Genomic DNA, 20,917 nt, shown 5'->3' with positions numbered 1-20,917 from the left:
CGTCCGTACCGCAGACGCGATACAGCTGCAGCGCTTACAATGCGCACATGCGCCCGAAGACTCCCCAATCCCTCGCGGGACAATTCTTGATCGCCATGCCCGGCTTGACCGAACCGCCGTTTTCGCGCGGCGTCGCGTTCCTGTGCCAGCACGATGAGGATGGTGCGGTAGGCCTGTTGGTGAATCAGCTGTCGGAATATCGTTTCGGCGACGTGCTTGCACAGATGAAACTCGGTTGCAGCGACCCTGAGCTCGTCGACGCGCCGGTGCTGATCGGCGGACCGGTGCAGCAAGAGCGCGGCTTTGTGCTGCATCGCGAACACGGTCACTGGGAATCGAGCTACCGCATCAACGGCGATTGGTCCGTCACCACGTCTCGCGACATTCTCGTCGCCATGGCCGCCGGCGAAGGTCCGCGACTGGCGCTGATGGCACTGGGATATGCGGGCTGGAGCGCCGGCCAGCTCGAGCAGGAATTGAAAGACAACACATGGCTCACCGCCGAAGCGAGCGAGCGCGTGGTCTTCCACACGCCGCTGGAAGAACGCTGGAGCGCGGCGGCCGGCCTGGTGGGCATCGATCCATTGCAACTCCCGGGCTACGCGGGACACGCATGAGCTGCGCACTCGGCTTCGACGTGGGCAGCAAGCTCATCGGCGTCGCGGTCGGCAATCGTGTCACTTCCAGCGCACGCGCCATCACCACCATCACCATGCGCGACGACACGCCCGACTGGGCGGCGCTCGATGCGCTGCGCAGCGAATGGCTGCCGGAAGCACTGGTGGTGGGCCTTCCGCTCACGCTCGAAGGCGAGGAACAAGCCGCCAGCAAACGCGCGCGGCGCTTCGCCGATCGCTTGCGCGAACGCTATCGCGTACCCGTCATGCTGGTCGACGAACGCCACAGTTCGCGCGAAGCGGCCGAACGTTTCGCCGGTGCGCGTGCCGCAGGCTTGAAACGTCGCCGCGACGCCGCGCAGATCGACGCGGAAGCCGCCGCCGTCATACTCGAACGCTGGCTCAACGACGGCACCGGCACGCCGTCAAACACCCTTCCAAGCACCGAATAACAACATCAAGATGGTCACCATGATTCCACGCATTCGCCACCTCACCACGCTGGAAAACCTCCCTCGCGAATGCATCGAGCGATTGCTCGATCGCGCCATCACCATGCGCGATGCCTGCGCACACGGCACGCGGAAGCTGGATCTGCTCAACGGCCGCACGATACTCAATCTGTTCTTCGAACCGTCGACACGCACGCGCACCTCGTTCGAGCTGGCGGCACGTCGCCTCGGCGCGGACGTGATCAACTTCGACATCGGCTTCTCGTCCACCAGCAAGGGCGAAGAGTTGTTCGACACGCTGCACACGCTCGAAGCGATGCATCTGGACGCCATCGTGGTGCGTCACAAAGTTTCCGGCACACCCGACGAACTGGTACGCCACGCGATGAGCGGCGTCTCGGTGATCAACGCGGGCGACGGCAATCGCGCGCATCCCACGCAAGGCCTGCTCGACGTGCTGACCATTCGCCAGCACCGCCCGGATTTCAGCAAGCTCACCGTGGTGATTTGCGGCGACGTGAAACACTCGCGTGTCGCGCGTTCCGACGTGCACGCGCTGACCAAGCTCGGCACGGGAGAAATTCGACTGTGCGGACCGGCAGCGTTGATGCCCGAAGCCAGCGAATTCCCGCACTGCAAGTTCTACAACGACTTCGACAAGGCCATCGAAGGTGCCGATGCCGCCATCATGCTCCGCCTGCAAAAAGAGCGCATGGCCAGCATCGACCTGCCCGACGAAGCAGCTTATTTTCGCGAATACGGCCTCGACAGCCGCCGCCTGGCCATGGCCGGACGCGGTTGCCTGGTGATGCACCCGGGCCCGATCAACCGCGGTATCGAGATCGCGCCGGAGGTGGCCGATGGGCCACAGTCGCGCATCCTCGAACAGGTGGGCAACGGCGTCTTCGTGCGCATGGCCGTGCTGGGTGAAATGCTGGCCAGATAAGGCCATTCGCTTATTTTTTCGGCGGCACTGCAACAAAGCGGGCATAATGTCGCCGTAAAATTTTACCCCCGGGGATGATTATGCGTATGACCAAGCGCGTACTGGCGCTGGCGCTCACTGGCCTCTTGCTGGCCGCGTGTTCGCACAAAGACAAGGATGCCCCTCTGGCCTTCGTGCCGGCGGATACGCCTTACGTATTGGCCAATCTGGACGTGCTGGATAACGACACGCGCCAAGCCATCCTCACCCAGATCGACGCCGAGATGCCGGCCCAGGTTGCGCAGATGAAAGCGCAGGCCGATCAACTGTCCAACACCGACCCGGACATGGCCAAGTACCTGCGCACGGTCGCCGGGGAGTTCGACGGTAAAACCGCCGAGCAACTGATCCAGGACACGGGTATCGACCCCAAGGGTTACATGGCGTTCTACGGCCTGGGCCTTTCTCCGGTGCTGCGTGTGCAACTGGCCAATGCGCAGGCATTTGGCAATTTCGTTACGAAGCTCCAGAACGATTACGGCAAGAAGTTCGACAGCGTCACGCTCGGCACACAGAACTATCAGCGCTACGTCGCACCCACCTCCCACCTGCAATTCATCATCGCGGTGGCAGGCAAGCAGGCGGTGCTGGCGATGTTGCCGGATAACGCGCCGCAACCCCTGCTGCGTCAGGCCCTGGGGCTGGACCGCCCGTCCAAGAGCCTGCAGGACGCCGATACCCTGACCGACCTGGCCAAAGCCAAGGGCTACGCCAAGTGGGCGGTAGGTGAAGTGGATCTGACGCGCCTGCTGCCGCTGGCGACCAGTGGCCAGGATCCCTTGTCGCAAGCCCTGCTCAAGACGCGTGCCGAAAGCGAGTCGGCCAAGACCGGCGAGCCGGTCACCAACCTGATGCAGGTACCTGCGACCTGCCAGACCGACGCCACCCGCATCGCCTCGCGCGTGCCGCGAATCAGCCTCGGCTACACGACGCTCGACGAGAAGCATCGCGACGTTCGCTTTGACGTGTCGCTGGCCAGCGATATCGTCAGCGCGTTCAACGGACTCAAAATCGAGCTGCCGGGCCTGGGCAGCGATCCGACCTCGCCCTTCGAGCTGAGCCTTGCCTTGCCGATCGCGCAACTGCGTGCGTTCTGGGGCGCCCAGGCGGACGCCGTGGCCGCCAAGCCATTCACCTGCCCGGTGCTCGAAAACCTCAACGACAGCTTCGGCAGCCTCGGCGACACGGTTCAGAAGGCGGCGGTGCCGCCCATCGGCGATCTGCTCGGCCTGCATCTGGCGCTGGACGGCTATACCCCCAATCCGGACGGCGGCATGCCGAAATTCTCCGGTCGCGTGCTGATTGGCACCAACAACCCGGCCGGATTGCTGGCCATGGCGCAAGTCACCAGCCCGTTGATCGCCGGCTTGAAGCTCACGGGCGACGGCAAGGCGGTGGAACTGCCGGCCCAGATCGCCAATGCGCTCGGCGAACAAGGCTGGGCGGCCATGGGGGCAAAGTCGCTCGGCGTCGCGGTGGGCAAGGATGAAGACGGCAAGCTGACCGACCTGCTGAAACAGCCGGGCGGCGATGCCGGCGAATTGATGCGCGTGCATCTGGATGGCGACATGTACAGCAACTGGATCCACCTGCTTCAACAGCGTGCCGAGAACGCGGCGAACATGGCCGCTGCCATGAATCCCGATGACTCCGGCAATCAGGACGAACAGAAAAGCGCCGCGGCCGCCTTGGCCAACACCAAGGCGCAGTTCGCGGCGATGGAGTCGGAGGCTGCCCACATCAAGGCTATCGGTGCGAATGTGCGCATGGACGATCACGGCCTGGTCATCACCACGCACACCGAGATCAAGTAAGACGTTGACCTAGCGCCCGTCGTTGGCCCGCTTCGCGGGTCAACGACGTTGAGGAAATTCGCACTCTCTCAAGAAACGTTCACAAAAAAGGAGCCAAACGGCTCCTTTTTTCTTTGACGAAACATCGCGAAAGATCAGCGGTGAAGGAACCCGCCGCCGAGTCCATTCTGGTTTGCGCGATCCTCTTCCAGCTCCACGCCCTCCAGGCCCTGCGACAAGGTATGCGCGTCGCCACCCTGCGACAGCTTGATGCGCAGGCGTACTTCGTTGGAGCTGTCGGCGTGGCGCAGTGCGTCCTCGTAGCTGATCTCGCCGGCCTGGTAGAGCGTCACCAGGCTTTGGTCGAAGGTCATCATCCCGAGGTTGGTGGATTCCTTCATCACTTCCTTGAGCTTGTGGATCTCGCCCTGGCGGATGTAGTCCTGCACCAGCGGCGTGCCCAGCATCACTTCAATCGCCACGCGACGCGCCTTGCCGTCTGGCGTGGGAATCAACTGCTGCGCCACGATGCCCTTGAGGTTCAGCGACAGATCCATGAACAACTGCTGGCGGCGATCTTCCGGGAAGAAGTGCAGGATGCGGTCGATCGCCTGGTTGGCGTTGTTGGCGTGCAGCGTGCACAGGCACAGGTGACCGGTTTCGGCGAAGTTGATCGCGTACTCCATGGTTTCGCGCGTACGCACTTCGCCGATCAGGATCACGTCGGGCGCCTGGCGCAGCGTGTTCTTCAGCGCGTTTTCCCAGGTATCGGTATCGATGCCCAGCTCGCGTTGCGTGATGATGCAGCCTTCGTGCTTGTGCACGTATTCGATCGGGTCCTCGATGGTGATGATGTGACCGGTCGAATTCTGGTTGCGATAGCCCACCATCGAGGCCAGCGAGGTCGATTTACCGGTACCGGTCGCGCCCACGAAGATGATGATGCCGCGCTTGGTCATCGCAAGCTGCTTGATCACCGGCGGAAGGTTCAGCTCCTCGATGGTCGGGATTTTCGCCTCGATACGGCGCAGCACCATGCCCACGCAGTTGCGCTGGTAGAAGCACGACACACGGAAACGGCCCACGCCCTGCGCGGAAATCGCGAACTGGCACTCGTGGGTTTTTTCAAACTCCTCGCGCTGCGCGGGCGTCATCACGTTGATCACCATGTCGCGCGACTGCTGCGCCGACAGCGGGCTCTGCGTGATCGGCACGATGCGTCCCTGCACCTTCATCGAGGGCGGCACGCCGGCCGTGATGAACAGGTCCGACGCTTTCTTGTGGACCATCAGTTTCAGGAATGAGGTGAAGTCGAATTCGCTCATGGCGATCTCCCCGAGGGATGCTCTGATCAATTTTCCGTAGGTGTCACCGGCCCTGTCTGTTCGCAGGCCACAGGGCCATCGGCGCAGGCAGACTGGCCGTCTGTCAAGACGATGGACCGAAGGCATGCGGACAGACAGGGCCGGCCCCGACGTCTTGGACTTAAATGATGGGGTGATGTCCAGAAGGCTCTCAGCCTGTGCCGCACGGCTTGGGAAGACGGCCAGTCTTCCCTGCGCCGCACGACACACCCTGAGAGCCTTCTGGACATCATGCCACCTACGGAAAATTGATCAGAGCATCCCTACAACATCGGAACCGGGGATCACCCCCGGCCCGTCTTACTTGAACACTTCCTTGTTCTTGGCGTAGCCAACGGCCTGCTGACGCGCGATCAGTCCGCGCTTCACCAGATCGAGCAGGTTCTGGTCCAGCGTCTGCATGCCGTACTGCTGGCCGGTCTGGATCGACGAATACATCTGCGCCACCTTGTCCTCGCGGATCAGGTTGCGGATGGCGGGAATGCCCACCATGATCTCGTGCGCCGCCATACGGCCACCGCCGACTTTCTTGAGCAGCGTCTGCGAAATCACCGCGCGCAACGACTCGGACAGCATCGAGCGCACCATCGGCTTTTCGCCCGCGGGGAACACGTCGATGATGCGGTCGATGGTCTTGGCCGCCGAGCTGGTGTGCAGCGTGCCGAACACCAAGTGGCCGGTTTCCGCGGCGGTGAGCGCCAGGCGGATGGTTTCCAGGTCGCGCAACTCGCCGACGAGAATGAAGTCGGGGTCTTCGCGAAGTGCCGAGCGCAGTGCCTCGTTGAAGCCGTGCGTATCGCGATGCACTTCGCGCTGGTTCACCAGGCACTTCTGCGAGGTGTGCACGAATTCGATGGGATCCTCGATGGTGAGGATGTGACCGTATTCGTTCTTGTTGATGTGGTCGACCATCGCCGCCAGCGTGGTCGATTTGCCCGAACCGGTCGGTCCCGTCACCAGGATCAAGCCCTGCGGCTGCTCGATCAGCTCGCGGAAGATCTTGGGGCAACCCAGATCGTCCAGCGTGAGCACTTCGGAAGGAATGGTACGGAACACCGCGCCCGCACCGCGGTTCTGGTTGAACGCGTTGACGCGGAAGCGCGCGAGGCCTGGAATCTCGAACGAGAAATCGACTTCGTAGAATTCTTCGTAGTCGCGGCGCTGCTTGTCCGACATGATGTCGTAGATCAGCGAGTGCACCTGCTTATGGTCCAGCGCCGGGATGTTGATGCGGCGGACGTCGCCATCCACGCGGATCATCGGCGGCAGGCCCGCCGACAGGTGCAAGTCGGAAGCCTTGTTCTTCACCGAGAAGGCAAGCAGTTCGGCGATGTCCATCGGATGTATCCCCTCAACCGATCGTCGGTTTGAAAAAATGCGTGCCGCAAATCGGGAAGACGGTGGTTTACCGCGGATGGACGTGCCGGCCATGGGCATGACTGCCCTGCCGCTCCCCCTCTCCCTTGCAGCCGACCTGATACTACTCGCGGCAATGGCCGGGCGGCCAGTCTTTCGTTAACACCCTTGCACCGCGAAGGCGCAGTTTGACGACCCCATCACCAACCCAAGCCGACGTCGGCTCCGGTAAGGTATGCCACCTGGAACCAGTCGGACCAAGGCAACATGACACGTATTGCATTCATCGGCGGCGGCAACATGGCGCGCAGCCTGATCGGAGGCCTGATCAAGACAGGCGTGGCCGCCGCCAATCTCCGCGTCGCCGAACCCCTCGCGCAGGCGCGCGAGGCCCTGGGGCGTGAGTTCGGCATCAGCACTTACGCCGACAACCGGCAGGCCGCGGCGGATACCGACGTGCTGGTCCTCGCGGTCAAGCCGCAGGTCATGCCGGCCATGCATGCCGAATTGCGCGATACCCTGCAACGCAATCGTCCACTGCTGATCTCGATCGCGGCGGGGGTGCGCATCGATCAGCTTGAACGGTGGTTCGGCAACCTGCTCCCTATCGTGCGCTGCATGCCCAACACGCCGGCGCTGATCGGCGCGGGCGCCACGGGTCTGTGCGCCAACCTGCGCGTCACGCCGCAGCAACGCGAACAGGCGCAGCACATCCTCGATGCAGTGGGCGTCACCCGCTGGATCCACGACGAATCGCAGATGGACACGGTCACTGCCCTCTCCGGCTCAGGCCCTGCCTATTTCTTTGCCATCGTCGAAGCGCTTGAGGACGCCGCTGTGGCGCAAGGCATGCCGCGCGACACCGCGCGGATCCTTGCCACCCAGACCTGCCTTGGCGCGGGACGCATGCTGGTGGAAAGCAACGAGGCGCCGTCCGTGTTGCGGCAGCGTGTCACGTCGCCCAACGGAACCACGCAGGCTGCGCTGGAAAGCTTCGCCGCCGATCAGCTGCCGCGCGTCGTTGCTCGTGCCGTAGCTGCCGCAACGCGTCGCGGCGCGGAAATGGCTGCCTCGTTGGACAAGGACTGACCCATGCCGTACTTGCTCAATGCGTTATCGATGCTGATCCAGGTCGCCTTTGGAGCTATTGCCACGCTGTTCCTGGTGCGGCTGCTCGCCGAAGCGACTCGCGTCGATTTCCACAATCCGCTCAGCCAGTTCATCTATCGCTATACCAATCCGGTGCTGGCGCCAATCCGGCGCGTGCTGCCCAATTGGCGACGCATCAACCTCGCCGCGTTGTTGATCGTCTGGCTGACCATGCTGCTCGAACGCGTGGTGATCTATGGATTGGCCGGTTACATGCCGGCGTTGCCGGGGCTGCTGGTGGCGTCGTTGGCCGATCTGCTCGACTTCGTGCTGTTGTTCTACATCATCGTGATCTTCGGCTGGTCGCTGCTCACCATGCTGTCTGCCGATCCGCATCAACCTGTCGTCCGACTTGCCGGCACCATCGTCCAGCCCCTGCTGCGCCCGCTGCGCGGAAAGCTCGTGGTCGGCAACATCGATTTTTCGCCGACGGTTGTGGTGATCATTCTGCTGCTGGCTCGCATGCTGCTTGTCGCCCCGCTGTTCGATCTGGGAGCGCGCCTTGCACAGGTGGGCTGACCGTTCCCATGAAACAACACTCGCTTCTGCTGGTTTTGTTGCTGCTACCCGCGATGGCGATGGCGCTACCCTCCGGACCGCCACAGGTCACCGTGCACGGTACGGTGACGACCAGCACCGGCGAGCATCCGGCATGGTTCACCTTGATCTGCACGCAAGGTAATGGTGCCGCACTCTCCCTGCAGCTGATGTTGAGCGTCGATAGCGCACCTGACTTTCCATTCGATGCATTCGAGGGGCCGCGTGCTCCAGCGTCGTATCAACCCAGCGCGCAACTACAAGCCGGGGATCGGCGATTCGCGCCAGCCGCCGTCGCTGGGTGGCGAAGCGGTGATGTAGACGGTGCGTTTGTGTTCGGTATCACGTCGGCACCCGGAAACGCCACAACGGCGACGCAGGTGGCAGCCGCACTCGGCAAGCCAGGCGTCAAGCTCACGTGGATACAACTGAGCGACAACATACAAACGCCACCGCTCTCCGCGACGTTCGCGCCGGATGATGCACAGAGCAAGGCGCTCAAGCAGATTGCGGCGCCCTGCCTTTCCAGTCACCCGGGCCGCTGAATCAGCGCTGGCGCTGCGCCCACTCGACAATCCGCGCGTGGATGGCATCGAGCCCGTCGAACAAGGCCGCAGGCCCCGGCTGCAGAATGATCGGCGACTTGATTTCGTGCATGTCGCCTGTGCGCACTGCCGGAATCGCATCCCAACCCGGCCGCGCCGCGACACGCTCGGAGCGAAAGCGCTTGCCGCACCACGAACCGAGAATGATGTCGGGTGCGCGCTGCACTACTTCATCGCCGTTGGCCAGGATGCGATGCTTGGCCAGCGATTCGCGCGCAAGTTCGGGAAACGCGTCGTCGCCACCAGCGATGCCGATCAACTCAGCGACCCAACGAATCCCGGTGATGATGGGCTCATCCCATTCTTCGAAGTAAACCTTCGGCCGCCGGGGCAATCTGGCCGCGGCGGCGCGCACGGCGGCGAGATGCGTCTCGGCGCGCTGCGCATACGACTCCGCTTTTTCGTACGCACCCACCATCGCACCCAACCGGCGAATGTAAGCGAGGATGCCCTCGACACTTCGGTGATTGCTGATCCAGACCTCGATGCCCGCATGAATCAATTCACGCGCGATATCGGCCTGGATATCGGAAAAGCCGATCACCAGATCCGGCTGCAGGGCCAGAATTTCTCCGACCTTGGCGCTGGTAAACGCAGACACTTTCGGCTTTTCCTTGCGCGCACGCGGCGGGCGCACGGTGAAACCGGAAATGCCAACGATGCGGTGCTCTTCGCCCAGGGCGTAGAGAACTTCGGTGGGTTCTTCGGTGAGGCAAACAATGCGCTGGGGAAACGAATCGCGTGATGTAGAGCTTGTCATGTAAGGCTGAAACCAGGAAATCAGTGACCGAGCACGGTGACGGTCACCTTGCGTTGATGGGGATCTATGCGGTGCTCCCATAGATAGATGCCCTGCCACGTACCCAGTTGCGGCTTGCCGCCATGCACGGGAATGGTCAGGCTGACACCGGTGAGAATCGCGCGCACGTGGGCGGGCATGTCGTCGGGACCTTCGGCATCGTGCTGGAAAATGGCATCGCCATCGGGCACGGCGCGGGCAAACCAGCGTTCAAGGTCGGTGCGCACCGCAGGATCGGCATTTTCGCTGATCAACAGCGAACAACTCGTGTGCGCGGTGAAAACATGGACGATCCCGACCTGCACGCCGCTTGCGGACACCAGTTGGGCGACTTTCTCTGTAATCTCGCTGAAACCACGTCCGCGCGTATGCACGGTGAAGCCATTTTGTGCGACATGTTCGGCGGTCGTGGCTCGGCTCATGGCGGATTCCTCAGGGGTAAAGAAGCCTGCTGGTCCAGGTCTGGCCGTGACGGTCCCACCGCACGCGTTCGTGCAGTCGGAAGTTGGCGCCGTACCAGAACTCGACCATGTCCGGCTCCACCATGTAACCACCCCAGTTTGCCGGGCGCGGTACATCGCGCCCGGCAAACTGCTCCTCGAAGTGAGCGACGCGCTGCTCGAAGACTTCGCGCTGCGGCAAGGTTTGCGATTGGAGCGATGCCCAGGCGCCAATCTGACTTCCACGCGGCCGGGTGGCGAAGTAGGCATCCGACTCTTCCGCCGACAGCTTGCGCGCGAGGCCTTCCACGCGTACCTGGATACCTTCACGCAACCGCTTCCAGTGGAAACACAGGGCCACCTGCGTGTGCGCGTCCATCTGCACGCCCTTGTCGCTCTGGTAATTGGTGAAGAAACGGAATCCGCGTTGATCGGCCCCTTTCAGCAGCACGATGCGCGAACTGACGCGCCCGGCGGCATCGACGCTGGACAGGGTCATGGCCGTCGGCTCCGGATCGCCGCTGGCGACGGCCTGGTCCAGCAACGTATTGAAAGTGTCAAGAATCTCGGGTTTCAGCATAGGGGCTTGAATCGTGGCGGACGCACGTCATGATTGAGGCAATGATGGAGGATGCTAGCACGCAAAATCAGGCCCTCGCCGGGCACCTGTTGGACCATTACGCCGGCCGCATCGCGCGGACGCACCGGCCGTACGTGCTCGGCCTGTCGGGTCTGCAAGGTAGCGGCAAAAGTACCCTGGCGCGGGTGATCAAGACCCAGGCCGAACATCGGGACTGGCCCACCGACGTGCTTTCGCTGGACGATTTTTATTATTCGCGCAGCGAGCGCGAGGCACTCGCCCATCAGATACATCCGTTGCTCAAAACGCGCGGTGTTCCAGGCACGCACGAAATCGAGCTGCTGCTTTCCGTACTCGCCGCGCTTCCGAATGCGTCGGAAAAGCTGCCCGTCACATGGCCGCGCTTTGACAAAGGACGCGACACGCGCACGCCACCCTCGAGGTGGCCGCGCGTTACCCGGCCACCTCGTCTGGTGATCGTGGAAGGTTGGGCATTAGGCCTGCGCCCACAGTTGGAAAGCGCGCTGGAGCAGCCCGTGAATGAACTTGAACGCACCGAAGACGAGGACGGGCGCTGGCGCCACTGGGTCAACAAACAACTGCGCGCGTACCAGCCGCTATGGCGCAAGCTCGACGCGCTGATCGTACTGCAGGCCCCGAACTGGGAAGTGATACGCGGGTGGCGCAGCGAAACCGAGAAAGAACTGCTGGCGCGCAGCGCCCCGCTGGCCATGAATCCCGAAGCCATGGATCGTTTTCTGGCGCATTTCGAGCGGCTTAGCCGACATGCCCTCGCCACGCTCCCCGTACTCGCCGATACCTGCGTGGAATACGACACCGAGCACCACGTTACGGGCCTGAGTCATAGTTGAGGCCTGCCTCCGCAGGCAGCTGACTTCAAATCCGCCGGGACAAGCAGCGTCGCATCTGAACCTTTGTGGGCAATCGTCCGACCCCGGAAGGCGGCCATGCTTTTAGGAATAGAACGATTGGCCCGTCCAGAGCGCGCGACCATAATCGGCATCGCTGAATCCCGGCAAGAAACAAAACGGGATTTCCAGCTCATTCGCTCTCGTCGTCTGTCTCCTTCCACTGTTTGGCGCGAGCGTCCATACGCCCAAGCGCGGCCCCATGATTTGGCGCGTTGAAAACGGCGCCCTGACGATGGCTGCCGAAAGGCGAATCACCTCATGTGATACAAGCAGCCGAATGTCGCCCCATGGATCCACAGCAGAACAACACCCGCCTCGAACAGCTCTCCATCCACGGCCGCCCGGTCCGGGTTGCCATCGCCGATGACCACCCGCTCCTGCTCGCCGGTCTTTCATATGAACTGGAAGAACATCTCGGCGTCACGGTCGTGGGATCGGCGGAGGACTCTTCCGAATTGGTCGAGCTCCTGAACAAGCACCCCGTCGATGTCGTCATTTCCGACTACACGATGCCCGGTGGCAACTACGGGGACGGAATAGCGCTGTTTGGATTCCTCAAACGTCGCTTCCCGGGCGTCCGACTCATCGCGCTGACCATGATGAGCAATCCGGCGGTCATTCGTTCCTTGATGGCGCAGGGCGTTCAATGCATCTTGAGCAAGGCCGATTCGCTGGTTTACGTCGCGGGCAGCCTGTATGCCGCGCTCGGCGCCAAACGCTACTACTCGCCTTCCATCGAAGCGATCCTGAAAACGCATCGGATCGAGGGAGAGTCGGGCGCTCCGTCGACCAGCCACCTGACCACACGCGAATTGGAAGTCGTTCGTCTGTTCGTGTCGGGGCTCACGGTAAGCGAAATTGCCGAGCGCCTTCATCGCAGCAAGCAGACCATCAGCACGCAGAAAATGAGCGCCATGCGCAGGCTTGGCATTCGTCGAGATGCCGACCTCATCATGTATGGCGTCAACGCCAACCTCACGTCGCAAGCTCCCGGCGTAAGAAGCGAGGTCACACGCTCCCATTCCGACGAAACCGTCGACGACTGATCTTGCGTTGCCTCTCAGCGCATGTTGAGAAGATGGGCGTAGCCCAGGCGCGCATCCGGCCACTGGAGGCGAAATCCGCTGTCACGCAAGCGTGCGTTGCTGAGCTTTTTGCTACCGATGGATGCAGGGGCGGGACCGTCGGGCACCGCGGGAGCGCCAATCCTATCGGCCAGATCCCCATACAGTTCATGCAGCGGCAACGGCGTGTCGTCCACACCGAGGTACAACGCTTGCGGCTCGTGCAACTGAAGCAGATGCACGATCGCTGCCGCAGCGTCATCGACATGGATGCGATTGCTCCAATGCACAGGCGCACGCGGCGCACACAAAAGTCCCGCACGCAGGCGCTCGATCAGCTGCAACCGACCCGGTCCATAGAGGCCAGCAAGCCGCAAGGCTGACGACGGTATCGACTGCGTTGACAGCAGATGCTCCGCTTCCAGCAACACCTTGCCGTTGAAACCGAGCGGCGCCGGCGGCGTGTCCTCGTCCACCCAATCGTCGCCGTGCTCGCCGTAAACCGCGCTGGAAGAAACGAACACGATGCGCTTGAGCGGCTGCCCATGCAAAGCACTCAGCAGGTGACGTAGCGCATCCACGAAAACCGCGCGATAAGCCTGCTCTTCGCGCACATCCGGCGTGGGCAGATAAATCAGTTGCGTGATGCGCCCGGGGAGCGCCGGCATCGTCTCGGGCCGAGTCAGATCGGCGCTCAACCACCGCACGGAAGAACCATCCTGCATCGGCGGATGACGCCGCAGCGCATAGACCTCGTCGCCGCGCGCCAGCAGCCGTTTCGCCACGCGCTGCCCCAGATCGCCGCATCCCGCCATCAAGACTCGTTCGGACATCTATCCACCTTGCTAAACTCGACGCATGAATCCTTCGTGCAACCTATTTCTCGTCGGCCCGACCGGCGCCGGCAAGACCTCGATCGGCCGGCAACTGGCCACCCGGTACGGCATGGAATTTCTGGACCTGGACCAGGAAATCGAGCGCCACACCGGCGTACCCGTCAGCAGGGTCTTCGACATCGAAGGCGAAGCGGGGTTTCGTCGGCGCGAAGCAGCCATGCTGGACGAGTGTAGCCGTCGACGGGGCATATTGCTGGCGAGCGGCGCCGGCGCCGTGCTCGATCCGGCCAATCGTCGCCATCTCGTCGAACGCGGTTACGTCGTATGGCTGCAGGTCACCGTCCCCGTGCAGTTGCAGCGCCTCGCGCACGATACATCGCGCCCGCTGCTGGCCGATGCCGACCGCCAGCAAAAGCTCGAAGGCATGGCCGCTGCGCGCACGTCGCTCTACGAGGAAATCGCGGACCTGATCATTCCACATGGCGGCGAACAGGAAGGCGTCGCCGCGGCAAGCGAGCGCTGTATCGCGCTGATCGATCAACACTGGAACCGGCAAGCCGCATGATGAGCCATTCGAAATCGCAAACCATCGACGTCGCACTCGGCGAGCGCAGTTACCCGGTATGGATCGGACGCGGATTGCTCGACGATCACGCACGCTGGCGCAGTACGCTGCGCGGCCGGCATGCCTTGATCATCAGCAATCGCACCGTGGCACCGCTGTATCTGGAGCGTGTCGCGCGCGGCCTTGAAGGGCTGCGCTGGTCATCGTTCCTGCTCGAAGACGGTGAGGCACATAAAACTTTCCAGAACGTCGGTCTCGCACTGGATGCGTTGGCAACGCTCGGCGCCACGCGCGATGCCTGCGTGATCGCGCTCGGCGGCGGCGTGGTGGGCGATCTCGCCGGATTCACCGCCGCCTGCTGGATGCGCGGCATCGACTTCATCCAGATGCCGACCACGCTGCTGTCGATGGTGGATTCCTCCGTCGGCGGCAAGACCGGCGTGAATCTTCCCGCAGGCAAGAACCTGGTGGGCGCCTTCCACCAGCCGCGTGCGGTGATCGCGGACATCGGCACCCTGGACAGTCTGCCCGACCGCGAATATCGCGCCGGCCTCGCCGAAATCATCAAGGGCGCGGCGATCGGCGATGCCGATCTCTTCACCTGGCTGGAACAACACGCCACGGCCCTGAACGCTCGCGAGGAAACGGCGCTGATACAAGCCATCGCCGCCAAGGTGCGCTACAAGGCCGGCGTGGTGGCCCTCGACGAAACCGAACAGGGCGAGCGTGCCCTGCTCAATCTGGGACACACTTTCGGCCACGCACTGGAAACCGCAGGCCACTACACCGCCCTGTTGCATGGCGAGGGTGTTGCCGTCGGCATTCTGCTGGCGGCCCGGCTTTCTGAACGGCTCGGCATGAGTGCCTCCGGCGACACGGAACGCCTGGAACGATTGCTCAAAGCCGTGAGCCTCCCCACCACGGTTCCCGCCGGGTTCGATCCAGATCAATTGCTTGCGCTGATGCGCCTGGACAAAAAAAACATCGCCGGCACCCTGCGCCTGATTCTGTGGCGTGGCATCGGCCGCGCAGAAATCGTGGCCGGCGTGAACGAAGCCGATGTACTGGCCGTTTTGCGGGACGCAACCCGTGGAAACCTTTGACCTTCCGCCTGCAGGGATGTGATGAACCGCCACAGTGGCCGCGCCATGGAGCCCCTCGCTAGCAACACGCCAGCCCTCTAGAATGTTGTTTCTGCGGCATGACAGCCGCACTGTTCAACCATGGACGCCATGCGCCTTTACCTGCAAACCATGCCAGCCTCGACCGAGGCGCCGCGCTATGTTCAGATCGTGCTGGAGCAGGATCTCCTCGGCGGTTGGACGCTGTACCGCGAATCCGGTACCCAGGGCGGCCGCGCCACGCTCAAGCGCGACCAGTATCTGGAACGCGACGAGGCCATCGCCGCTTTCGAGAAAGTGCGCGACGCCCAGCTCAAACGTGGTTTCCGCGTGATGTTTGCCCAGGGCATCGAAGGCCCTTACGGACGCCGATAAATGAGTTCACCGCTGAAGAACGACCGCTTGCTGCGCGCATTGCGCCGCGAGCCCATCGACACCACGCCCGTGTGGGTGATGCGCCAGGCCGGCCGCTACCTGCCCGAGTACCGCGCCACCCGGGCGAAAGCCGGCAGTTTCATGGCGCTGGCGCAAAACCCCGAACTGGCCTGCGAGGTGACGCTGCAACCGTTGCGCCGCTTCGATCTGGACGCCGCGATCCTGTTTTCCGACATCCTCACCATTCCGGACGCGATGGGCCTGGGCCTTTCGTTCGCGCAGGGCGAAGGTCCGCAGTTCGCCCGCCCCGTACGGAGTCGCGCGGACGTGGAACGACTCGGCGTGCCGGACATGGAGACCGAACTGCGCTACGTGATGGACGCGGTGCGCGTGATTCGCCGCGAACTCGATGGCCAAGTGCCCTTGATCGGCTTCTCCGGCAGCCCGTGGACGCTTGCCTGCTACATGGTGGAAGGCGAAGGCTCGCGCGACTTTGCCACCGCCAAAGCCATGTGCTGGAACGAACCTGTACTGGCGCACAAACTGCTCGACACGCTGGCGCAATCGGTGGCGGCTTACCTCATCGCGCAGGTCGTGGCCGGTGCGCAGGCGCTCATGGTGTTCGATACCTGGGGTGGCCTGCTCAGTCCGTCCGCGTTTCGCGAGTTCTCATTGCGCTACATGACGCGTGTGGTCGATGCGCTCAAAGCGGATCATCGCACGCGCGATATCCCGGTGATTCTTTTCTCCAAAGGCGCCGGTGCGCATCTTGCCGATATGGCCGACACCGGTTGTGCCGCGCTGGGCGTGGATTGGACCATCGATCTCGCCGATGCGCGTCGCGCAGTGAATGGCAAGGTGGCGCTGCAAGGCAATCTCGATCCCGCCGTGTTGCGTGCAAGCCCCGAGATCATTCGCCGCGAAGTGCGCAACGTGCTGGACAGCTACGGCAACCACCCCGGCCACGTCTTCAATCTCGGCCATGGCATCACGCCGGAAGTCGATCCCGAGCACGTCAAGGTGCTGGTGGACGAAGTGCACGATTACAGTCGAAGCGTACACGGCGGCTAACAACAGCCTGCAGGAAAGAAGCGCTACTGTTTCGGCACGGGCCGACATCATTCGACCCGTGCCTCTGCCTCACTCGCTCAGGAAGCGCGCATGTCTTCCAATTCCATGCCGCGCGTTTCGCGCACCGCGCGCATGACGAACAACAGCGACAGCAGCGCGAATAACGCATACAAACCGTAGGCAAAGCTCAACCCGATCTGAGCCAGCCACGGAAATGTGCTGGTAATGGCGAAGTTGGCGATCCATTGCGCGGCGGCGGCCACGGCAAGCGCAATCGCACGAATGCTGTTGGGAAACATTTCGCCGAGCAGCACCCACACCATCGGGCCCCAGCTCAGACCGAAGCACACCACGTAAGCATTGGCCGCCACCAGCGCGACCATGCCCCAGGGTGCGGGCAGGACTAGGTTCGCACCGCTTCCTGCAGCCTGCGAGAAACACCACGCCATCATGCCCAGCGTGACCGCCATGCCCGCCGAACCGATCAGCAGCAGCGGCTTGCGGCCGATCCTGTCGACCAGCGCGATGGCCACCAGCGTGACCAGCACGTTGACGATGGAGGTCACCACGGTGATGGAGAACGAATCGGCCTCGCTGAAGCCGACCGAGTGCCACAGCGTGGAGGAGTAATAAAAGATCACGTTGATGCCGACGAACTGCTGAAATACCGACAGCAAAATACCGACCCATACAATCGGCAGCAGGCGGCCGCCTGCACCTCGCAGATCTTTCAAGGTGGGTCGGTATTCCACCTTCAAACTATGCGCGATGTCGCCGATCTTGGCGTCCAAGGCATGATCGCTGTGCAAATCCAGCACTTTCGCCAGCACCACGCGCGCTTCGGCAGGACGTCCGCGCGCAACGAGATAGCGCGGCGATTCCGGCACGCCCAGCACCAGCACGCCGTAAATCAAGGCCGGCACCGTGGCGACGAGGAACATCCAGCGCCAGGCTTCCATCCCCAGCCACAGCATCTTCGACGCCCCGCCCGCCGTACTGGCGAGCCACGCATCGCTGAGCAGCGCCACGAAAATGCCCAGCACGATCGCCAATTGCTGCATCGAACCCAGGCGTCCGCGCACCTGAGCCGGTGAAATTTCCGCGATATACGCCGGCGCGATCACCGAAGCCATACCCACGCCGATGCCGCCGACCATGCGCCACAGCATCAGATCCCACACACCGTGTGCCAGACCCGAACCGATCGCGCTCAGCACGAGGAACAGCGCTGCCACCTGCATCGTGCGCACACGGCCCAGGCGGTCCGCCAAAGGACCGGCATACCACGCACCCAGCGCGGAGCCGAGCAATGCGCAGGAGACCGCGATGCCGATTCGCGCCGCGCTGAGGTCGAAACCCTGACGCACCGCATCAACCGCACCATTGATGACCGCGGTGTCGAAGCCGAACAGAAAGCCGCCGATCGCCGCTGCCGCCGCGATCAACACGACCCTGGCCGTGGTGCGCGCTTCTTCCCCTTGCGCCGCGCTTGCGTCCGTATTTGTATTTATGTGCATGGAAATCATGCTCCCCGCATGATGGATTCAAGTGATGGCCGATTCTGCGTACCGTCGCCAGTGTTGTCCTTGTGAATACGTATGCAGCGCCAAGACTCTAGCAGCATGCGCGAATGGGCTCCCTCTCCCCTCCGGCGCACGCGGGGAGGGCACATGGATGTGCCCGGTCTTGAGGAGCGAGGAAGACGGCTGGAGCGAGGGGCCACACTTGCCTCGAGCGTTATGGAGCGACAAGCGCCTGCCATGTTCCTACGCGTTGAACTTGCGTGCCTGCGAGGCTGGCCCTCACCCTAACCCTTTCCCCGGAGGGGAGAGGGAATAGGGAGCGTGGCGCGATTGAAAAACCGCTGCACATCCTCGACATCGCGTGTTCGCGGCATCGCCGGCAGGCTGTTGAGGAACAGTTTTCCGTAACCCTTGCTGGTGAGACGCGGATCGCACAACACCAGCACCCCGCGGTCATACACATCGCGAATCAACCGTCCCGCCCCCTGCTTGAGCGCGATCACCGCCGATGGCACCTGCCACCCCATGAAGGGATTGATGCCCGCCTGCTCCAGCGCCTCCAGGCGTGCCTGCAGCACCGGATCGTCCGGCGCCGCGAACGGCAGTTTGTCGATCACCACCACGGAAAGCGCGTCCCCTGCTACGTCCACGCCTTCCCAGAAACTTGCGGCGCCGAGCAGCACGCCATGACCGCTGGCGCGAAACTCCTCCAGCAATTGATGCCGCGGCGCACTGCCCTGCACGAACAACGGCCAGGGCACGCGGTCGGTCAGCAACTCGGCCGCACGACGCAAGGCGCGATGGGAAGTGAACAGCAGGAACGCACGACCATTGGAGGCCTGCAATACCGGAAGCACCGCATCGATCACGCGCTCGGTGTAATCGCGCACGGAAGGATCGGGCAGTCCATCGGGCATGTAGCACAACGCCTGTTGCGCATAGTCGAACGGACTTTCCAGGCTCAGCGTTTGCGGGTCGTCCAGACCGAGCTGGCGTGCGAAGTGATCGAAGTGTCCGGCCACCGACAACGTGGCGGAGGTATGGATCCACGCGGCATGCGTGCGCTCGCGCATCGCACGCAAGGGCGCGGCCAGATCCAGCGGCGTGGCATGGAGAGCGAAACCGCGCGGAAACAGTTCGTACCAGCGCACGTCCTTTTCGGAATGTTCTTCGATGATTCGATCAAGACGCTCCGCCAAGCTTGCCGCGCGCTCGTGCACATTCATGAAACCGCGCGAACGCTCGGCCTGCGACGCGAGCAGATCGGTCAGCGACGCGAGGAGTTCGCCCAGATCGTGCAAGCCCGCCTGCGCGCCGTCGCGCTGCAAGAGTTCATGGAACGGACCTCGCGTCGGCAACGGATCGAGCGTCAAACGCAGCTTGCGCACGGCTCCCTGCAGCGCCTCGACAGGTTCAAGCAGCAACCCGATGGCCCCCGTGATGCCGTTGCACTCGGACAGCGCGTCCTGCGCCAACTCGGTGAGCTGTCGCGCGCTCAGGCTTTGCGAAAAAAATTGTCCGGCCAGCTCGGGAATCTGGTGCGCCTCGTCCAGAATGAACGCTTGCGCACCCGGCAGGATTTCGCCGAAACCTTCCTGCTTCAACGCCAGGTCGGCAAACAACAGGTGATGATTGACCACCACCAGATCCGCCTCCTGCGCTTCGCGTCGCGCCGTCACGACGTGGCAGTCGTCGTAGAACGGACATTCCACGCCGAGACAGTTTTCCGGCGTGGACGTCACACGCAGCCACAGCGGTGAATCCTCGGGCACTTCGGCCAATTCCATGCGATCGCCGCGACGCGTGCGCGCCGACCACGCGCGAATCGCCGCCAATTGCTCGGCCTGGGTGCGATCAAAACTCGCGCCTTCGCGCACGGTCTGATCGAGTCGATAAAGGCACAGGTAATTGGCTCGGCCTTTCAGCAATGCGGTCTTCAACCGCGCGCCCAACACCGAGCGCACCTTGGGCAGATCGCGAAAAAACAGCTGATCCTGCAGCGCCTTGGTGCCCGTCGACACGATTACCCGTTCACCCGACAGCATCGCGGGCACGAGGTAGGCATAGGTCTTCCCCGTGCCCGTGCCGGCTTCGGCAATCAGCGTTTCGCACTCGGCCATCGCGTGCTGCACCGCGCGTGCCATCGCCTGCTGCGCAAGGCGCGGCGCGAAATTCGGCAACTCGCGGGCAAACGGGCCGTCGGCGCCAAGCAATGCGCCGATGTCATCCTGGTCGGTCATGCTTGCAGTATCGCGCAGCATCGACGTGCGGGGAACGGGTGTAACCTTCCGGACGTGATGCGCGAAGCTACGAAGTGTGCTGTCACGTCACCGCCACGAGGAGCAAAACCATGACCGTCGAACTGCAAATGCTGGCCTGGAGTGTCGCACTGGGGTTGTTGCAAGTCATCGTCGCCGCCACCGGCATGCTTGGACAACGCGGGCTGGGCTACGCTGCCAGTCCACGCGACGACGCACGAGGTCCCATGGTGGGCATCGCGGGCAGGCTGGACCGTGCCCAGCACAATCTCATGGAAACCTTCGCGTTCTTTGCCGCCGTCGTGCTTGCCGATTGCATGCTGCAACGTCATACCGCGACGACCGCACTCGGCGCGCAACTCTATTTCTGGGCACGCCTGGTTTATGTGCCGGTTTATGCGCTTGGCATTCCGTATCTGCGAACGCTGATCTGGACCGCGAGCATCGTCGGCATCGTCATGTTGCTGACGCCGCTTCTCTGAACGATCCCTTCGA

The 20,917-nt window shown here is 62.9% G+C and carries 22 protein-coding genes; 14 read left to right on the top strand and 8 right to left on the bottom strand.

Annotated features, from left to right (window positions below; translation table 11 throughout):
* Positions 1-47: 47 nt before the first annotated feature.
* The 4 genes from DWU99_RS07785 to DWU99_RS07770 all read left to right on the top strand — a co-directional run bounded on the left by DWU99_RS07785 (position 48) and on the right by DWU99_RS07770 (position 3,868).
* A complete protein-coding gene (locus DWU99_RS07785) occupies positions 48-617 on the top strand; it encodes a YqgE/AlgH family protein (RefSeq protein ID WP_115477718.1) in 570 nt (189 codons plus the stop codon).
* The gene (ruvX, locus tag DWU99_RS07780) at positions 614-1,069 is read left to right on the top strand and encodes a Holliday junction resolvase RuvX (RefSeq protein WP_115477446.1); all 456 of its coding nucleotides are present in this window, start codon (positions 614-616) and stop codon (positions 1,067-1,069) included. The genes DWU99_RS07785 and ruvX overlap by 4 nt, the downstream gene beginning before the upstream one ends.
* 19 nt (positions 1,070-1,088) lie before the next feature.
* A complete protein-coding gene (locus tag DWU99_RS07775) occupies positions 1,089-2,015 on the top strand; it encodes an aspartate carbamoyltransferase catalytic subunit (protein ID WP_115477717.1) in 927 nt (308 codons plus the stop codon).
* An 86-nt stretch (positions 2,016-2,101) separates the two neighbouring features.
* Positions 2,102-3,868 carry a hypothetical protein gene (locus DWU99_RS07770; protein ID WP_325048465.1) on the top strand — a complete coding sequence of 589 codons (1,767 nt, stop codon included), beginning with the start codon at positions 2,102-2,104 and terminating at the stop codon, positions 3,866-3,868.
* A gap of 134 nt (positions 3,869-4,002) precedes the next feature.
* On the opposite strand, the gene DWU99_RS07765 is transcribed toward DWU99_RS07770, so the two are convergent.
* Together DWU99_RS07765 and DWU99_RS07760 are read right to left on the bottom strand one after the other, a co-directional pair.
* Positions 4,003-5,172 (bottom strand): PilT/PilU family type 4a pilus ATPase, encoded by a 1,170-nt coding sequence (locus tag DWU99_RS07765; protein WP_115477444.1) that lies wholly within the window; start codon positions 5,170-5,172, stop codon positions 4,003-4,005.
* A 339-nt stretch (positions 5,173-5,511) separates the two neighbouring features.
* On the bottom strand, positions 5,512-6,549 hold the full coding sequence (locus tag DWU99_RS07760; RefSeq protein WP_115477443.1) for a type IV pilus twitching motility protein PilT: 1,038 nt from the start codon (positions 6,547-6,549) through the stop codon (positions 5,512-5,514).
* Between the two features lie 285 nt (positions 6,550-6,834).
* Between DWU99_RS07760 and proC the strand changes: the two genes are divergently transcribed.
* Genes proC through DWU99_RS07745 form a run of 3 tightly spaced genes read left to right on the top strand, consistent with a single transcriptional unit; the run spans position 6,835 to position 8,798 of the window.
* Positions 6,835-7,656, top strand: coding sequence for a pyrroline-5-carboxylate reductase (proC, locus tag DWU99_RS07755; protein ID WP_115477442.1), 822 nt, complete (start codon positions 6,835-6,837; stop codon positions 7,654-7,656).
* A 3-nt stretch (positions 7,657-7,659) separates the two neighbouring features.
* Complete coding sequence (locus tag DWU99_RS07750; RefSeq protein ID WP_115477441.1) at positions 7,660-8,235, top strand: YggT family protein; 576 nt, start codon at positions 7,660-7,662, stop codon at positions 8,233-8,235.
* 8 nt (positions 8,236-8,243) lie between these two features.
* A complete protein-coding gene (locus tag DWU99_RS07745) occupies positions 8,244-8,798 on the top strand; it encodes a hypothetical protein (RefSeq protein WP_115477440.1) in 555 nt (184 codons plus the stop codon).
* A 1-nt stretch (position 8,799) separates the two neighbouring features.
* Here the strand turns inward: DWU99_RS07745 and DWU99_RS07740 are convergent, their stop codons facing one another.
* The 3 genes from DWU99_RS07740 to pdxH are packed head-to-tail and all read right to left on the bottom strand — an operon-like array spanning position 8,800 to position 10,677.
* Positions 8,800-9,618 (bottom strand): ABC transporter substrate-binding protein, encoded by an 819-nt coding sequence (locus DWU99_RS07740; RefSeq protein ID WP_115477439.1) that lies wholly within the window; start codon positions 9,616-9,618, stop codon positions 8,800-8,802.
* 20 nt (positions 9,619-9,638) lie between these two features.
* Positions 9,639-10,079 carry a secondary thiamine-phosphate synthase enzyme YjbQ gene (locus DWU99_RS07735; protein WP_115477438.1) on the bottom strand — a complete coding sequence of 147 codons (441 nt, stop codon included), beginning with the start codon at positions 10,077-10,079 and terminating at the stop codon, positions 9,639-9,641.
* Positions 10,080-10,089: 10 nt separating this feature from the next.
* Complete coding sequence (pdxH, locus tag DWU99_RS07730; protein ID WP_115477437.1) at positions 10,090-10,677, bottom strand: pyridoxamine 5'-phosphate oxidase; 588 nt, start codon at positions 10,675-10,677, stop codon at positions 10,090-10,092.
* A 29-nt stretch (positions 10,678-10,706) separates the two neighbouring features.
* Here pdxH and DWU99_RS07725 point away from each other — a divergent pair, with 29 nt between their 5' ends.
* Both DWU99_RS07725 and DWU99_RS07720 read left to right on the top strand, forming a co-directional pair.
* The gene (locus tag DWU99_RS07725; RefSeq protein WP_233510964.1) at positions 10,707-11,549 is read left to right on the top strand and encodes a kinase; all 843 of its coding nucleotides are present in this window, start codon (positions 10,707-10,709) and stop codon (positions 11,547-11,549) included.
* Between the two features lie 347 nt (positions 11,550-11,896).
* Complete coding sequence (locus DWU99_RS07720; RefSeq protein ID WP_115477435.1) at positions 11,897-12,655, top strand: response regulator; 759 nt, start codon at positions 11,897-11,899, stop codon at positions 12,653-12,655.
* A gap of 14 nt (positions 12,656-12,669) precedes the next feature.
* Here the strand turns inward: DWU99_RS07720 and DWU99_RS07715 are convergent, their stop codons facing one another.
* Positions 12,670-13,506, bottom strand: coding sequence for an SDR family oxidoreductase (locus tag DWU99_RS07715; RefSeq protein ID WP_115477434.1), 837 nt, complete (start codon positions 13,504-13,506; stop codon positions 12,670-12,672).
* A gap of 25 nt (positions 13,507-13,531) precedes the next feature.
* Between DWU99_RS07715 and DWU99_RS07710 the strand changes: the two genes are divergently transcribed.
* The 4 genes from DWU99_RS07710 to hemE all read left to right on the top strand — a co-directional run bounded on the left by DWU99_RS07710 (position 13,532) and on the right by hemE (position 16,641).
* Complete coding sequence (locus DWU99_RS07710; protein WP_115477433.1) at positions 13,532-14,074, top strand: shikimate kinase; 543 nt, start codon at positions 13,532-13,534, stop codon at positions 14,072-14,074.
* Positions 14,074-15,177, top strand: a complete 1,104-nt coding sequence (gene aroB / locus DWU99_RS07705) for a 3-dehydroquinate synthase (RefSeq protein WP_115477716.1) — start codon at positions 14,074-14,076, stop codon at positions 15,175-15,177. The genes DWU99_RS07710 and aroB overlap by 1 nt, the downstream gene beginning before the upstream one ends.
* A gap of 129 nt (positions 15,178-15,306) precedes the next feature.
* Positions 15,307-15,570, top strand: a complete 264-nt coding sequence (locus tag DWU99_RS07700; protein ID WP_115477715.1) for a WGR domain-containing protein — start codon at positions 15,307-15,309, stop codon at positions 15,568-15,570.
* Positions 15,571-16,641: a uroporphyrinogen decarboxylase gene (hemE, locus tag DWU99_RS07695; RefSeq protein ID WP_115477432.1), complete on the top strand. Its 1,071-nt coding sequence runs from the start codon at positions 15,571-15,573 to the stop codon at positions 16,639-16,641. It abuts the gene before it with no gap.
* A 77-nt stretch (positions 16,642-16,718) separates the two neighbouring features.
* Here the strand turns inward: hemE and DWU99_RS07690 are convergent, their stop codons facing one another.
* Together DWU99_RS07690 and yoaA are read right to left on the bottom strand one after the other, a co-directional pair.
* Positions 16,719-18,167, bottom strand: coding sequence for a sugar porter family MFS transporter (locus DWU99_RS07690; protein WP_425476806.1), 1,449 nt, complete (start codon positions 18,165-18,167; stop codon positions 16,719-16,721).
* Positions 18,168-18,448: 281 nt separating this feature from the next.
* Positions 18,449-20,404, bottom strand: a complete 1,956-nt coding sequence (yoaA, locus tag DWU99_RS07685; protein ID WP_115477713.1) for a DNA repair helicase YoaA — start codon at positions 20,402-20,404, stop codon at positions 18,449-18,451.
* Between the two features lie 110 nt (positions 20,405-20,514).
* Between yoaA and DWU99_RS07680 the strand changes: the two genes are divergently transcribed.
* Positions 20,515-20,904 carry an MAPEG family protein gene (locus DWU99_RS07680; RefSeq protein WP_115477431.1) on the top strand — a complete coding sequence of 130 codons (390 nt, stop codon included), beginning with the start codon at positions 20,515-20,517 and terminating at the stop codon, positions 20,902-20,904.
* Positions 20,905-20,917: the final 13 nt, after the last annotated feature.

Origin of the sequence: Dyella psychrodurans, from assembly GCF_003363265.1 — a bacterium.
GTDB lineage: Bacteria > Pseudomonadota > Gammaproteobacteria > Xanthomonadales > Rhodanobacteraceae > Dyella_B > Dyella_B psychrodurans.
The sequence above is the reverse complement of the archived record's forward strand: the minus strand, read 5'-3'. Positions and strand labels throughout refer to the sequence as shown.